The sequence below is a fragment of the Nocardia sp. NPDC059240 genome, from assembly GCF_042753865.1.
Taxonomy (GTDB): domain Bacteria; phylum Actinomycetota; class Actinomycetes; order Mycobacteriales; family Mycobacteriaceae; genus Nocardia.
Genome location: NZ_JBHZAC010000017.1, coordinates 21,938 through 36,865 on the forward strand (window position 1 = coordinate 21,938; position 14,928 = coordinate 36,865).

Sequence of the window (14,928 nt, forward strand, 5' to 3'; positions counted from 1 at the left end):
CCAGCCGAACGCACTGAAATGCCGATAGCAGCGCGGGGTCAAGGAGATCCGTTGGTGAGCAGGAAGTAGAAGATGTCGCCGCGGAAGACGAAGCTGGCCGAGTCATTCGGTCCGCCATCGAAGTAGGCAGGGGACGAGCCTCCATCCTGCCGGTCGTAGTAATGAGTCGAGGCGAGGAAGTTCGGTTGCACCGCAACGAAGGACCAATCGGCCGGAGACGGCCCGAACAGCTGACGTTCGAAGTCACGAATCAACTCGCGCGCCTGACCTGCTGTTCGGTGCCGTCCATACGGGCTGAATGCCGTGCACAACATCCAGATCAATCGTGTTTCGAACTCGGAAGCGCTCATCGGGGAGCAAGTCAGCTCGAATCCCTCCCGCAGCAGCCTGGATTTGTCGGCCGCCGCACTGTCGGCCATCCACTGAAGGTTCCACCAATCACGGTTGAGATCGGCTTCGAGCATGGCTGAGCAGAACACGGCCGATCGGAGGAAAAATTCGAGTACTGCCGCGCCCTCGTGTTCGTCAGTGATGGGTGAATCGGTTCGGATCTTCAGCAACAGCGTGTTGCTGTTCATCACCTCGTCCACCGCACTCAGAAACCGATCCACCGCCGGGTGTTCCAGCTCGCTCCCCAAAGACTGCATGGCCCCTATCTTCGTAGCTCAACCGCCATCCACGCTGAACGGCCCTCCGTCACACATCCGCACATGCCGCGGACAGCGCGACCCTCGGCGGCCCGGCGTGATCTGACTGAAGATCAGCGGCCCGGGGCATCTCGGAGCCGTCACGGTGTCCGCACATGGCTCCAGTTGAGTGCGCCGTTTCGACCATCCACGGTGGGCCGTGCCAGAGATCGTCTCTCGGCGTGGTTTGGTACTCATGTGAGCCTGTGCGTCCATACTTTCCTGCTCAGCGCTGACGGCAGCAGCAGCGTCATCGGTGAAATACTCGATAGGCCCGAGGGAGTCAGCGACTCAGCGGGCCCGGAAAGCTGGCGCACCAAGGTGTGGGGGTCGCAAGGCATGCGCTCCCTGGATGCCAAGTTTTTCCCGGTCCTGGCAGATCTGAGCCAACCCAACGGCGCGCTCATCGTTATGCCAGACGAGCTTCCGGAGCTCTTCCGGGAATGCCGTGAGGTCCGTGAGTTTCTCTCCGAGCTCATACCGGCGGATCTAGACGCGGCCGCCGCCGCACGACTGAGATCGGGGATCTTGGAGCGCTTGGCTAACGTTGAGATCGCGGCTGGTCGAGCGCTGGGTGTGGGTGGCGGTGTACTGATCTGGTAGCGACCAGATAGTCCGGGCACGTAGCGCACCACACGCACAATTCGGACCGAGCCACAGTCCTCCAATGGTCCTGATCGAACGCACTACATTGCCGCTTACAAGGCTGTTCGGACCGCCCAGCAGCCACGACTGGCCGAGCGCAACTGCACCTGCCGTGCTGAGCGGACCGGTCAACACGGTCAGACAGGAAGGCTGACTGCTCAAGACCCGCCGGCATGAAGGAAGATTCCGCACTGCCGCCTGCCACTCCGACCCTACGACGAAGACCCCGTCCGGATCACCGATCCGGACGGGGTCGTGTCCCCCGGGCGAACTCGCCGGGTCTCAATCCGCTCCTTGCACGAAACAACGAGCGTTGGTGGTCACGCCACGCCCGAATCGGTAACCGCCACGTGTGTCACACACCAATGATGCAGGCCGAAATGGGCTGGTCAGCGACAGGTCAACACGGCAAAACCCCAGGTCGGATCAATGCCCCTGGAATGGGGAATTGATGGTCCTCAACTACCTGACGTGAACGGCATAGGGCCCTGACCGGAAGATGCATCGTTCCGTCGCGATTGCGACATTCCAGACCGGAGCAAGGACAGCGTCAAACGACGGCGACGGACGGCCCCCTCCTAAACCCCGGCAGCCCACTCCCCCACAAAAACCCCGCACCTCGAACCGCCGGTTCCCTACCACCGGCTCGACAATCGGGCCAGAGCCGATCCCCCTTCGAGCGAAACCGCATCGGCCCACAAGACGCTCGGTTCGCAGCCAACGCATACCCTTTCAAGAACAACGGACCGAGGCGATCCGACGCGCCCTCGCCGGAGCGATGATCGGGAGCATCTGGGCCGTGACGGACCGCCATGACTCCGCACCCGAATCCCTGTTGCGCGCCGTCGAATTCCTCTCCGAAGGCGACTGAGATGGTAATGCGCTGTGACCGTCGCTGGAACCATCCGGAAATACCGCATGGTGCGCGGTTCGAAACGGCCACTGCGGGGTGTCAAGTCCGCTTGTGATGTAGTTTTTCGCCGATACGGCATCCAGCTCGCTGCGACCGCCGTCGAGATTCACCGATGAGCTCCGTCATGATTCGCGTATGTAGCCATGCGTGGGCTGCGCACGCTGTCCAGGGGCTTGCACGACTCCGGGGCAGCGCTCGTTTCAGCGGCTACGCATTTTGCCGAGGGCGAGGTTCGCGAACTTCTTGAGCGTGTCGCATGTGTTGTCGGCGTCCTCGACGGCGTTGACGAACAGCAGCCGCTCCCCGGCGAGAATCACTAGCCCTGCTCGTGGCCCCTGACCGCCCGGGTCCATGGCGCAAAAGGCTGCATCCCCGAGGTTCGCGACCGGTCGAGGGTCGCTATTCGCCTCCTCGGCACTCCACTTTGCATACTCTGCCTTGGAATCCCGGCCCTCTGCGAAGCCTCCGCTGCCCGTGAATGTCGCGTTCACCATGTGTTTCACAGGCGTGCGCAGGGCATACCACGAGCAATTCATCCCGCCGTCCTCATGCTCCGACATGCCTCCGTCGGACGGAGGGGAAACATCATCCCAGGTCACGCCGAAGATCTGCGCCGCCTCATTTCTCGTAACCAGCGAGCATGCCGATATGACCGGCGCAGACCATCCGGCCATCCCCCCTGTTGCATTCGCCGAGGTCGCCGTTACAGGCGACATTGTTGGGGAGATGCTTGCGGTTGAGGAACTCGTGCCGCAGCCTGCGGACAACAGGGTTGATGTGAGAAATATTGCCGCACAGGTGAACCGCATGAGTTCCCTAGTCGTTCGGATAGATCGTGGCGACCCAGGACCCGTTGCATCCCAAGCTCGTGTTGCGGTCTGCACGGTAAATCCAGTCGATGGGATGCGGGTCTTCCACCCGGATCGAGAAGTTGCCGCTCTCACCGGCCTTGATGAGATCGCCGTTGAGGGAGACGACCTGCCTCTCCCACGGGGAGAATGTCCAGTCGAACAGGCTGTTCATATCGTCGGGCAGCCTCGGGATCTGTAGGTGCACGGTGATCATGTCGAGCGTGCGGTTGTTGATCACCAGGCATGAGCCGGAGTGGTCGTCCGCGTGCGCAGTAGCGGATGTTCCTATGAGGCAGCCGAGACCGACAGTGGTCGCGACGAGGAACGAGAAGACCTTCATTTCGTTTCCCTCCCGAGGGTCGCGCACACAGTACCCAAATCAGTGGACTAATCAGTCGCTCAACGGGATTCGAAGTTCTGACCTTCTGTGCCAACCGCACCGCACGGGCCTACTGATTCGCTGACCGATTCCGGTCGCCTGCACCGCAGGGGAAATCGTGCTATCTGCCGCCTGGGGATTTGGGCATTTGGACACTGTGTCAGCAAGCTCCCGCAGAATCGTCCCCGTGACAGCGACCGTGCATGATCTGACGCCCCGCCCCGCCCCGCCGCGCTGAGCAGCGCCGTTTGCCGGTTACCGGGCTGTCGTTCAAGTACGACGCGCCCGCGACGGCTGGGAAGTCCGATCACGCTCGACGGCCCCGAATTCCAGCCCAATGACCGCGCTTCCCCGAGCTACAGCCCGGACCATCGATAGTTCCGGGTAGAGGCCCCGGCGGGCCGACGACCGCCGGCCGAGTGGCCCCTTCCCTCGCGCATCGAGGGGAGGGGCCATTTTCTCGTTCAGTGGCGGCAGCCGGTTGCGAGAGCCGCGGTGAACAGAGCGCGCATCTTGGCGAGGTCGGCATCCGTCATCGGATCATTTGCGGTGGAGGCCGATTTGATGAAGTCGAGGGAGCCTGTGATGAGTTCTGCATCCGTGGGGGCGGGCGCGCCCGGCTCGGTCAACTGCCGCATCTGGTGTTCGAAGTCGATGAGGCTGTTGCATGCGTCTGCGAGTTCTGCGGCACTGTATCGGGTGTTCGTGAGCGCGGCCGTCGTTGCAGGGGCGGTAGTCGTCAGCGCCGGGGCCGCGGTAGTTGTCGCGGCGGGGGTGGAGGTGGATGTGGAGGGCGCGGCAGGGGCGGAGGTGGCCGTCGTCGTGGGCTGCGGGGATGCGCTGGTGTGCGAGGTGCAGCCGGTGAGCGCGAGGGCGACTGCGGGCAGTACGAGCAAACGGGCGTTCATGCCCGCACCGTATCGTTTTGCGCGCTAACAATCACATCGCGAGGCTTCCGAGTGAACGGACGGCTGGGGCTATTGGCCATTTGGACAGCTGTCTTCGCGGCGGTCTTAGGCTGCCGCCGTTGGCAGCATTACACGATTCTGCCGAATCATCCCAGGCCGCACGTTCGAATCGTGTTACCCCGGCCGGTAAATCCGTCGCAATGCTTGTTGAGCACGTGAGACCGTTGCCTGACGGTGGGGCGCCGTCTAACGGCAGGACACCGCGCTTTGGTCGCGGGAACCGAGGTTTGATTCCTTGCGCCCCAGCACCTTTGGGATGTCACCTAACGCCTAGACGGCAGACTCTGGATCGGCCAATCAAGGTTCGAATCCTTGTGTCCCAGCACTTCCTATGTGCGCCAAATGGCAGAGCGGCCGACCCCAAAAGCCGGTGGATGGGGGTTCGAATCCCTTGTAGGTACTTCACGCGAGATTGCGCGGCTTGCTCGTATTCATTTATGCGGGTTGGTAGTTAGAATCCCTGGGTACGTTTTCAACAGCTCAGCACTAGGCGGAGCAGGCAGCGGGATTTCCGGTGCTCCAAGCTCGGCCCTCATGGCAGAACGCAGTTGCCGACGCAGAGCGTAGCCCGCAGCCCACTCGGCGTCGAAGGCTGCGGTGTCGTTGACTTCGGCTGCCTGCGCCAATCTCCACAGCTGCCACATGGCGGCATCTGCCGCCTCAATCGAGGCGGAAGTTGCGGCGGTGATGGCTAATGCATTGGTCGCACGGTTGAACTGAGTTGACTCGTCTGGCGCGAATGCTTCAATCATGTTCGATGCAGCTTTGCTTTCGGGCTGGCTCTGCCTTTCAAAGCGGAACACCAAGATCCGGTCTTGTAGAGCGTCGTACGCAGCCCAGTAGTCGATGAAGGAATCTCTGACCTCCTTCCTGTTTCGGTCGATTGCTGCTGCCTCCAGCTGGCGGTTCAGCACATCACGCTGATGACGGTTGCTGAGAGCGTTGATAGTAAGACTGCTTGCGGCGGTGACAACGACGCCGGACAGGGTTCCGACTACAGCAATCCATGCGACTCCCACCTGTCGATGCTAGCCCCGGTTACCCCGGTCCGATCGATGAATACTGTTTGCGCTCTTGCGGATCTGGCTACGCTGGTCAATCCGAATGTCGGTTATCGGTGAACTTTCGAGCCAGCCCGCAGGGCCGAGATCCGTTGGGATCGGCGAAATCTGACGTCACCGGCCAGCGTGTCCGCCCGACCGGGCATGACCGCCTGAACCCGCACCGAGTTGAGGGCATTGATGGTCAGTCCTCCGCGGACACCTGTTCATGGCCGACACCTCATGAACTTGCCCCGAGCTCGTGTATCGACGCGTAGGTTCATGACTGTGCCCGATCCCGCCGGGAATCCGCCACCTGACAACACCACGCCACCGCCTGAACCAGAGACCTCTGCATCCCTAGAACCAGCTGCACCGCAACAGATTTCCGAGAGTCAGAACTCCGGAGACAAGCAGCTCACCCTGTGGGTTGCTGGCATCGCAGCTATTGCTGCATTGCTTGGCAGCACTATCGGCGGCACTACGACTTGGCTTGTCGCGCGCGAACAGGTCGACGCACAGTCCTCCCAGTACATTCGAACCGAGCGCAAGACGTTCTACTCCGCAGTCGTGGACAAGCTGGTGGTGATGCAAGGGCTTGAGGACGAGTTGGTCACCACGAACATCGAGCTGTATGCACCGCTGAGCTCCGCAAATCCCCCAGGCCGAGTCCGGGTATCAGCTGACTCACTAGTCCAGTTCGTTGGCCGATACCAGGTCGCCTACAACGATCTGCACAACGGCGAAACCTCGATGTCGTTGCTCGGCAGCAGCGATGCACGAGTTGCCTTCTTCTCCGGACTCGGCCAGCGCGAATCGCTGCTACACGAACTCAATGCCACGATCTCAATCATGCGGGGTGAAAACCCCGGGGCAACAATCGATACCACGCTGACCGGCGTGCGGTCCGCGACGGTTGCTATCCGCGACCACGACGGTGCTTTCGTCCAAGCTGCACGCACAGACATTGGTCTCTCGACCTCGTGACCCACGATCGATACCCATACAAGACCCAACGCGGTTCGGGCACGTCACTCTGCAGGCCGAGAGCCTCGCCAATACGCGTTCATGCCACACGTGCAGTTCGGTCGACAGCGGCCGCCAACCACACCTGAAGATCAACGTGCCGAGATCATCTCGACCCGCCGACAACCTGAGCCCGCACCGAATGCAGTGCAGTTCACAGGTCGGTACCACCAAGTGGACCGGAGGCGAGGTCCTGACTCGCGCCTGGAGCTCACGCTCGTTTGCCAAGCCCAGGCGCTCCCGCGCTCGCTGTGGGGACTGACACGTCTCGGTTCAGCTTGCGTTCCCTACGGTCGTCTATCTCCGCCTTCTGCGCACGTACTCTTCGCGAGCTGTCCTTGCTCACCGCCTTCTCGGCGGCCCGCCTTGCTACCGCAAGCTCCGATTGCATTGAGTTCCAGCAGACGCCACAGCGTCGAATCTCCGTCGGGCGCGCTGTGCTTGTCGGTTTGGCCGACTCCACTGGCAGCTTGCACATCGTCAGAGCGTGTTTCTTCGGGTTCAAAACATGCGCCCGCTCGTTCAGGCTGATCCAATTCCATTGGAACGGTGCAGATTTGCCCGGTTTCCCCATGAAAGATCAACGTGTTGCTCAAGCCCGAATAGGGAATAGGTAAGATTTGCCCCAAACGTACAATTCTGCCGCTTCCCGCGCTGACCATCACGGACGAGGCGGAGGGGCAACCGGGGCCGCTGCAGGATTGGGTGACAGTGTCACCTACCCCTGCAGCAGCCCCACCTGTTCCACCAACTAGAGGCAAGCTCATTTTTTGATCAGATATCCTCTGCCACAGCTGATATCAGCTGTGGATTCACGGTGCGCGGGACGGTTGGCTCATGCAGAATCTGGTCATGTTCGGGTGGGCTAGGACTGTGGACGTTCGCGCACGCAGGCAGCTGATGATGACGATGCAGGCGTACATAACGAAGAACGGCCGCGTGCAGCTCCGGCGCAGGGCCGCCCGAATCCAGCTGTTCCCCGCAGTCGGCTCCGCGCTTGCCATCGGTCTGTTCGTGGCGTGCGCCGCCTATGGCGTTCTGTGGTTGATCACCCCTACCAGCAATGTGGCGGCCGCACCGATCGATCTCACCAAGGTTGCGTTGACTGTCGTCGCAGGTGTCGGTGGCGTAGTCGCGTTGGTGATCGCCTACCGCCGCCAGCGTGACCTCGAACGGGGCCGGTTCGTTGAACGATTCGGCGCTGCGGCCGCGCAACTCGGCGCCACCGATGTTGCAGTCCGCCTCGCCGGTGTGTACGCGCTGACGGTCGTCGCCGACGAATCCGACGAGCCGCACCGTCAGCAGTGCATCGAGGTGCTCTGCGGTTACCTGCGGCTGCCCTACTACGCCAGCCAGGGCGCCAACCATCAGACTAAACGCATCCGTAAGTGGCACGACTCCCATGAACAGCCAGAAAGCGATGTCGAAGACCACTTCGAATACCGGCAAAACGATCGCGAAGTCCGCGCCACCATCGTCCGCGTCATCGCCGACCATCTACGGCCTGGGGCTGAATATGGCTGGTCTGCGAACGATTTCGACTTCCGCACCGCCCATCTCGAGAATGTCGACTTCAGCAGGGCGACCTTCTCGGGGGACGCCCGGTTCGACAGAGCGACCTTCTCAGGGGGCACATTGTTCGATGGGGTGACGTTCTTCGGGGACGCCGACTTCGGCAGTGCGACTTTCTCGGGAGACACTCGGTTCGACAGAGCGACCTTCTCCAGGAACGCAGACTTCAGGAGGACGACCTTCTCCGATGACGCCGGCTTCTTCAAGGCGATCTTTTCCAGGAACACCCAGTTTATCGAGGCGACCTTCTCCGGAACCGCCCGGTTCGGTGGGGTGACCTTCGTCGAGGACGCCTGGTTCGGCGGGGCGACCTTCTCCATGGTCGCCGACTTCGGCGGGGCGACCTTCTCCAAGGACGCCGACTTCAGCTGCGCGACGTTCTCGCGTGACGCCGAGTTCGACGAGGCGACCTTCTCCCGGAACACCCGGTTCGAAAAGGTCGATTTCGGCGACGCCTTGGCCTCATTCAGAGACCCTAAGCAGTGGGGACCGCCTGCGCCGGTGTTCGACTGGGACGGGGACGTGACGCGGAAGCCTGCGAATGTCGAACCGCAGGATTGGCCACCGACGACGAGAACTGTCAGTTGACAGCGTCGAGTGAATGCACGGGCCGCTGGGGCACTGGCTGATTCGCGCATCGTCATGTCCGGTACGCCACTACGCGCCCAAAAATCCCAGACTTTCTTTCCTGGAGCGAATTTGCGATGCCAGCACGATTGCCGCGCGGCCGCAATCGGGCGCATCGGCTGCCGAACTCCGACGGCGCGAGTTCGTACCTTTGCACCGGGCATGAAGGACACTCCGGCGGCCACTCGCCTCAACGACAAAGACCCCGTCCGGATCACCGATCCGGACGGGGTCGTGTCCCCCGGGCGAACTCGCCGGGCCTCGAACCACTCCTTGCAGAAACAAGGAGCGTTGATGGTCACGCCACGCCCGGATCGGATGCCGTCCGCGCGTGGCACACACGAATCATGTACGCCGAAATAGGCAGGTCAGTGGGCCATCAATATGACATAACCCCAGGTCGGATCAATGCCCCTGGAATGGGGAATTGACCGTGGCCAACTAACCGTGGACGACGGACAGAGGACCTCAACTGGAAGTTGCGTCGAGATGCCTGGATTTCGACATGCGTAGGGCTTGAGGCGTGAACTGCAAACTAGCTGGCGGGACGGGTAGGCGATTTCAGTGGCCACGTGCTGGCGACCACTTAGTACCTCATCGAACTGCTTGCCGTAATGACCGAACCAGCCAGCACCGGTGATGATCGAAGATCAACGGGCCGAGCCAATCCGAGGTCAGCCGAACACACTGAAATGCCGAGTTGCGGATACTGGCCTGAGCGCACACTTTCGGCTGTCCGCTGGGCGACAGGACCGCGGTGAGTGGTCCGGACAGGGGAGTACATCGGCTACATACGATGTGCGGTCATCTCCTGGACGAGTTCGAAGGATTCACCGTCGGCGGTGAGGCTGCCGTGCCATTGGAAGCTGGTGTCGGTGATGTCGAAGAATTTCCAGTGCACTGTGGTGCCGTGCTGGGTGGTGCCGTCGAGGATGATGGCGTGGTCGTTTGAATGGGCCCGCAATGTCACGTACATGCCCGAGTGCGGGTCGAGCCAGACCGCGTGCCAGCGGTCGGTGGGTGGGTGATAGCAGCGAATGGTGGTGCCGGGATAGCGATTCGATGCCGTTGGGCAGTCGAGGACGTCCTGTACGGCCAAGCCGCCGAGGATCCAGCCGAAGTCCCATCGACCGTGGTGCATCGACCACGAGCCATCGCGCTCCCGAATGCGGTTGTCGATGTGCCAGGCGCCGATGAACTGGCCGAACATCGCGAGCCGGTCGGCGGCGGCGGGATGGGGCCCGTCGGCGTGCAGGGTGGCAGCGAGGGTGTTGTCAGTGTTCATGTCCTGATCCTGCGGTCTCCCCCCACTGGAGACTCAAGTCCAGCTGCGATGACGTAAGGACACATCGTGTAATCGGTATTCGCTTGCATTCGCTGGTCGGGCCGACGCGATTGATGTTGCGGCGGGCGGCTTTACGCTCCTACTAGGCGGCGAAGACGGTGCGGATGACGGACTCGTCGCCGTCGGTCTCGACAACCCCGAGGGCGCGAGCGTCGCCGAGTGTGAGCGCTCCCGCGGCGAGCCCGAGTATGTAGGCGGGATCGGCGTGGACGGTGGCGTCGAGGGCGTGGTTGTCGTGGGGGCCGACCTCGAATCCGGTACTCGCTGAACGGAGTTGGAACAGCGCGCCACCGATGTCGAGACCGATCATCGCCGCGGGCGGGTTCTGGACTCGGGTGGCGAGCAGGGCGGGCACGGCGAGGGCGAGCCACTCGGGTCGGAAGGCATCGGTGCCGGGGCCGGGGATCATCAGTGGGGTGGACCAGCGGATGAGGCCCTCGATCGGCCCGCGCAACTCCGAACCCCAAGGGGTGAGGGCGTATTCGATCGTGTTGCCCGCGGTCGCCAGGCGTCGTTCGACCACGCCGGAGGCTTCGAGATCGCGCAGCCGGTCGGCCAGGAGGTTGGTCGCGATTCCGGGCAGGCCGTCGATCAGGTCGCGGTAGCGGGCGGGGCCGAGCAGCAGTTGGCGCACGATGAGCAGATTCCATCGGTCGCCGACGACTTCGAGGGATCGGGCGAGCCCGCAGTACTGGCCGTAGCTACGCATCATTTCCTTCAATCGCTTGAGAATCTCAAGTGTAGTTGAGAAGATCAACCATACCGTGATGCCAATCGTAGGGGGTTCACCATGGCCGAGACCAGCAACGACGTACGACCCGACTGGGTCGACGACACCCTGTTCCCGTTCGGCAGCCGCTTCGTCGACATCGACGGACACACCGTCCACTACATCGACGAGGGGGCGGGGCCGACACTGCTGTTCCTGCACGGCAATCCGACCTGGTCGTTCCTGTGGCGCGACGTGATTACCGCCCTGCGTAAGGATTTCCGCTGCATCGCCCTCGACTATCCGGGCTTCGGCCTCTCGACACCGAAACCCGGATACCGCTACCTGCCCGAGGAGCACGCCGACGTGGTCACCGAGTTCGTCGATACGCTCGGCCTGGACGGGGTCACCCTCGTGGGCCAGGACTGGGGCGGCCTGATCGGGGTAGCGGTCGCGCAGCGGAGACCGGGGAGCTTCGAGCGCCTGGTGCTCGCCAACACCTGGGCATGGCCGGTCAATGGCGTCCTGCACTTCGAAGCATTCGGCCACATCGTCGGAAACCCGCTGAGCCGCTTGCTGATCCGGCAGTTCAATCTGCTGGTCAACGCGTTCATCCCGACCGGGCATCACCGCCGCAAACCCACCGACGCCGAGATGAACCACTACCGGCGAGCATTGGACACCACCGATCGGCGTCAAGCATCCGCGATACTGCCCAGCCGTGTTCTCGCCAGTCGGGAGTTCTTCGCCGAGATCGAAGCCCACCTTCCCGACGTCGCCCACCTGCCGACCTTGATCGTGTGGGGCGACGCCGACATCGCCTTCCGCGCCCAGGAACGCCAGAGGCTGGAAGCCACCTTCGCCGATCACACGACCGTGATCGTCGAAGGCGCCGGCACCTATGTGGAATCCGATGCACCCGACGAGTTCGTCACCGCGATCCGCGACTTTGCCAAGACCTGACGCCAACGGACCTGCTGCGCAGGCACTTCGGCCGTTGTCACGCGCCCGGCGATAGGCACAAGCAGAACGGATGCCCGGCAGGGTCGAACAGCACCCGGCACTTGCCGGGCGCGGGCTGATCCTCGGCCAGGCGCGCACCGAGGTCCACGGCATGGCGTTGCGCCTCGTCGAGATCCGACACCACGAGATCGAGGTGAATCTGCTTGGGAGGAGCCTCATCCGGCCACGACGGCGGCCGATAGTCCGGCACGCGAATCGCCGTGAGAACCAGATGCGGTAGCTTCACGCTCACGAACTTCTCTGTGCTGGCGACGGTCGCACCGCCCAGCAGCTCCGCCCAGAAGGCCGCCAACGCGGTCGGGTCGTCGCAGTCGACGGTGATCGATCCCAGGTGCGCTACAGCCACCCGCAAATCCTAGAACGCGTTGCAGATCCAGGCATCCTCAACGCACTGTCACCGCTGACCGCTCGGTTCCCGAGACCCGGAGCGGCAGACCGGCGAACGGCTCACGGCGGTACATGATCGTGGGATGCCTAAAGGGATGTCGGACGATGAGCAGCTTCGGTTCGTCGTCAAGGGTGCCTTCAACCTCACAAGTCGGGGGACGTCCGTAGTCGGGCACATCAAGGCTGGCTGGGTAGTCGTCGGCGACCGGCTTCGTGTCGTAAGAGTCGATGGTGAGCTCGGTCCCACGGCCGAATGCACAGGCGTAGGTCGCCTACGGGTTGCGAGTTGGGAACCAGGGCAACCTGTTCCGATGGCAGTACTTCTTCCTGACCTGCAAGTTTCGGATATTCGGGAGGGTGACGTCCTTGTCCGCGATGCCGTCATCGAGTAACTGCCATCGCGCCCAACGCACTCAATTGCCGCGACCCTCGCTGTCTCAAGCGGCCAGCGCGGGCCCGTGGAAGATCAACTGGCCGTGCTCATCCGGGGCGTCAGAACGCACTCACATGCCGCGAGGCGCGCTGACGGAACCGGTCGGCGCGATTCGGCGAAGGAACAACTGGCCGAGTCGATCCGACGGCGGCGGAGCGTCCGGCAGTGCCGAGGATGGTGTGGATTTCGCATGAGGACTGCACTGACGCCATCTGACGTCTGCGGATGAAACCGCACCGCACCTCGCCGCGAGAGCGGCGATCATGGAAGTTGCAGACTTCCTGCATGAGTCTGCTTGTCCAGCAGAGAAGTTCGCATGGCAATCAACTCACGGAAGGGGGATATGCGCTGCCACGATGAGCCGAGAAGTTCAGCGACAGGACGCAGCGCTATATGGGCGAATGCAAGTTTCTGTGGCTGCTGAGCATCCGCCCGAGACGCCGCGACTACGAACGTACGACCCGACATTTCGAGACTCGCCTCATCTGTGCGGCCAACGGTGAATTCGCTCATCTCATTTGGGGTGCTGTGTTGTCGTTTGTTGTTTCACGATGGTTCTCATAAGAGCGATTTGGTTCTCGATGAAGTCCTTGAGGCTGTCGAATCGCGTGTAGTCGCCGCGGTCGACGATCCAGACCGGAGCCGAGGCGCACGGCTGTCGGTTCGGGCAGGCGAGCGTGACGTAGTCGATACCGTCGGCGGTGTCTCCTATGACGAGGAGGTTGTCGTAAGAGTCGGTGCCCAGGTCCTGGGGTGTTTTGGATTCCTCACGCAGGAACTTGACCAGGTTCTGGTAGGAGGGCAAGTCGCGAGAGATCTCAACGAGGGAGTGCAGGGTGATGCCGCCGGAAAACGCCGGCCAGCCGTTACCGACGCGAGTCAGCCAGGCCCGGTACTGATCGTCCAGGCGTACCCCGAGGCGGTCTTCTGCGGCGCTGACTGTGTCGGTGGCGGCAGGAGGGTTAGGACCTTTCAACATCCAGTCCGATCGCATCCCGTTGGCGAGATCGGCGTCGTACCACGCCTTCTGCAGCGTCTTGAGGTCGGCCACGGCCTGTGGGATCCAGTCTTCGGAGTCGGTGGCCGATGGTGTGCGTGAACACGCGCACAGCGTCACCACTACCGCGATCAGTGACCATCGCAAAACACGCACCGAAAGTCTCCTTCCTGGACCGAACATTGCTGTAACCGACTGTAGGACTATCCGATTGCGCTGGTTCCGCTGAGATAGGGCCGCGGTATTCATCGGGTGCCCGGAGGTCGCAGTGGCATGTCGGGGGTCGTGACGGAAGGCAGGCATTTGCCATCGATCCAGTCACCTGGGACGAACGCGCGGGCTTTGTAGTTGACCGGGTACTGCTTGCCTTGGGAACCGATGGATTTGTTAAGAGAGTCGTCTAGGGGCAGCCACCGGAATGGCTCGGCTTTGGGTGGCGGGGGCCCGGTCCACATGGTATCGGGTACGTGCCCAGCGTTGATCACCCCTGATGGGTACATGTTGCGGTCGACCTTGTCGCCGGTGGGGTAGTCCTGCTCGTGGGATTGCTTCCACTGCTGGGCAAGTCGGCTCCCCAGCTGTCCTTCGGGCGTGTTCGCAGTGCTGATGCGCCAGGCGGGGAACATCTCCGTTTGGATGTATTCGTTACTTCCCGCGACGTAGGCGTCGCGTTGTCGAATGAGGTTGGCGCGCTGGGGATCCGGCATGGAGTCCTGGTCGCGGGAGATGCAGACCGCGACGATTCCTTCGCAGTCCTTGGAGGTGTCTCCGGTGCGGTCGCATTCCTTCTTGGTGCGGTCGCGGTTGATGTTGCGGTCGCGGTAGACCTGGTACCACTCGTCGCGGACCTCGTCCCAGACCTTTTGCGCGATCTGAGCTTCGGTGCCGTAGCAGCCGCGGTTGAGCTCGTTGGTGAGGTCGATTGTGCGTCGGACCAGCGGAGAGTTCGGGTCCTCGTCCTCGAGCGGTCCGAGGATACGGGTGACGATCTCGTGGACCTGTCCGGGATCGAGGACCTTCAACCCTGGGATATTGCACGCTGGATGTACCAGTTCCGGCGGGATGGGTCCTCGTCCCGGCGTCGGTGCGGTGGGGTCGGTGATATCCCCGGGCGTGGGCGCTGCGGGTGTTTGATGGTCTGGTGCACCCGATCCGCTGCCGGGCAAAGGGATCGGCGGCGGTAGTGGTGGTGTTGATGGCGGGGACGGCGCGGCGGGCACCGGGACGATCGGAGTACCGTTTCCCGGGCCGACAGGAGGCGGAGTGAGCGCACCCGCGTTAGGACCGCCACCAGTACCCGTCGGGGGTTGTCCGGGCAGGGATGGTG

General features: G+C 62.5%; 14 protein-coding genes and 1 tRNA gene. 5 read left to right on the top strand and 10 right to left on the bottom strand.

Annotated elements, in window-relative coordinates:
- Window positions 1–38 precede the first annotated feature (38 nt).
- The gene (locus tag ACFXHA_RS40925; protein WP_379366050.1) at window positions 39–647 is read right to left on the bottom strand and encodes a hypothetical protein; all 609 of its coding nucleotides are present in this window, start codon (window positions 645–647) and stop codon (window positions 39–41) included.
- A gap of 237 nt (window positions 648–884) precedes the next feature.
- Between ACFXHA_RS40925 and ACFXHA_RS40930 the strand changes: the two genes are divergently transcribed.
- Complete coding sequence (locus ACFXHA_RS40930) at window positions 885–1,289, top strand: hypothetical protein (protein WP_379366052.1); 405 nt, start codon at window positions 885–887, stop codon at window positions 1,287–1,289.
- Between the two features lie 1,155 nt (window positions 1,290–2,444).
- Here ACFXHA_RS40930 and ACFXHA_RS40935 read toward each other — a convergent pair.
- The 3 genes from ACFXHA_RS40935 to ACFXHA_RS40945 form a co-directional block, all read right to left on the bottom strand.
- On the bottom strand, window positions 2,445–2,804 hold the full coding sequence (locus ACFXHA_RS40935) for a hypothetical protein (RefSeq protein WP_379366054.1): 360 nt from the start codon (window positions 2,802–2,804) through the stop codon (window positions 2,445–2,447).
- 256 nt (window positions 2,805–3,060) lie between these two features.
- Window positions 3,061–3,435, bottom strand: coding sequence for a hypothetical protein (locus tag ACFXHA_RS40940; protein WP_379366056.1), 375 nt, complete (start codon window positions 3,433–3,435; stop codon window positions 3,061–3,063).
- A 503-nt stretch (window positions 3,436–3,938) separates the two neighbouring features.
- Entirely contained in the window at window positions 3,939–4,382 is a 444-nt protein-coding gene (locus ACFXHA_RS40945; protein WP_379366058.1) for a hypothetical protein, read from the bottom strand.
- A gap of 235 nt (window positions 4,383–4,617) precedes the next feature.
- On the opposite strand from ACFXHA_RS40945, the gene ACFXHA_RS40950 reads away from it, so the two are divergent.
- Window positions 4,618–4,688, top strand: a tRNA-Gln gene (locus ACFXHA_RS40950).
- 185 nt (window positions 4,689–4,873) lie between these two features.
- Here the strand turns inward: ACFXHA_RS40950 and ACFXHA_RS40955 are convergent.
- A complete protein-coding gene (locus ACFXHA_RS40955) occupies window positions 4,874–5,461 on the bottom strand; it encodes a hypothetical protein (RefSeq protein WP_379366060.1) in 588 nt (195 codons plus the stop codon).
- A 309-nt stretch (window positions 5,462–5,770) separates the two neighbouring features.
- Here ACFXHA_RS40955 and ACFXHA_RS40960 point away from each other — a divergent pair, with 309 nt between their 5' ends.
- Together ACFXHA_RS40960 and ACFXHA_RS40965 are read left to right on the top strand one after the other, a co-directional pair.
- Window positions 5,771–6,469 (top strand): hypothetical protein, encoded by a 699-nt coding sequence (locus ACFXHA_RS40960; protein ID WP_379366062.1) that lies wholly within the window; start codon window positions 5,771–5,773, stop codon window positions 6,467–6,469.
- A gap of 876 nt (window positions 6,470–7,345) precedes the next feature.
- Window positions 7,346–8,668: a pentapeptide repeat-containing protein gene (locus ACFXHA_RS40965; protein WP_379366063.1), complete on the top strand. Its 1,323-nt coding sequence runs from the start codon at window positions 7,346–7,348 to the stop codon at window positions 8,666–8,668.
- 826 nt (window positions 8,669–9,494) lie between these two features.
- Here the strand turns inward: ACFXHA_RS40965 and ACFXHA_RS40970 are convergent.
- Together ACFXHA_RS40970 and ACFXHA_RS40975 are read right to left on the bottom strand one after the other, a co-directional pair.
- Window positions 9,495–9,992, bottom strand: coding sequence for a hypothetical protein (locus ACFXHA_RS40970; protein ID WP_379366065.1), 498 nt, complete (start codon window positions 9,990–9,992; stop codon window positions 9,495–9,497).
- A 142-nt stretch (window positions 9,993–10,134) separates the two neighbouring features.
- On the bottom strand, window positions 10,135–10,761 hold the full coding sequence (locus ACFXHA_RS40975; protein ID WP_379366299.1) for a winged helix-turn-helix transcriptional regulator: 627 nt from the start codon (window positions 10,759–10,761) through the stop codon (window positions 10,135–10,137).
- An 81-nt stretch (window positions 10,762–10,842) separates the two neighbouring features.
- Here ACFXHA_RS40975 and ACFXHA_RS40980 point away from each other — a divergent pair, with 81 nt between their 5' ends.
- A complete protein-coding gene (locus tag ACFXHA_RS40980) occupies window positions 10,843–11,724 on the top strand; it encodes an alpha/beta fold hydrolase (RefSeq protein WP_379366067.1) in 882 nt (293 codons plus the stop codon).
- A gap of 37 nt (window positions 11,725–11,761) precedes the next feature.
- On the opposite strand, the gene ACFXHA_RS40985 is transcribed toward ACFXHA_RS40980, so the two are convergent.
- The 3 genes from ACFXHA_RS40985 to ACFXHA_RS40995 all read right to left on the bottom strand — a co-directional run bounded on the left by ACFXHA_RS40985 (window position 11,762) and on the right by ACFXHA_RS40995 (window position 14,623).
- Window positions 11,762–12,130, bottom strand: coding sequence for a VOC family protein (locus tag ACFXHA_RS40985; protein ID WP_379366069.1), 369 nt, complete (start codon window positions 12,128–12,130; stop codon window positions 11,762–11,764).
- 988 nt (window positions 12,131–13,118) lie between these two features.
- Window positions 13,119–13,757 carry an SMI1/KNR4 family protein gene (locus ACFXHA_RS40990; protein ID WP_379366071.1) on the bottom strand — a complete coding sequence of 213 codons (639 nt, stop codon included), beginning with the start codon at window positions 13,755–13,757 and terminating at the stop codon, window positions 13,119–13,121.
- Window positions 13,758–13,846: 89 nt separating this feature from the next.
- Complete coding sequence (locus tag ACFXHA_RS40995; protein WP_379366073.1) at window positions 13,847–14,623, bottom strand: hypothetical protein; 777 nt, start codon at window positions 14,621–14,623, stop codon at window positions 13,847–13,849.
- Window positions 14,624–14,928 lie beyond the last annotated feature (305 nt).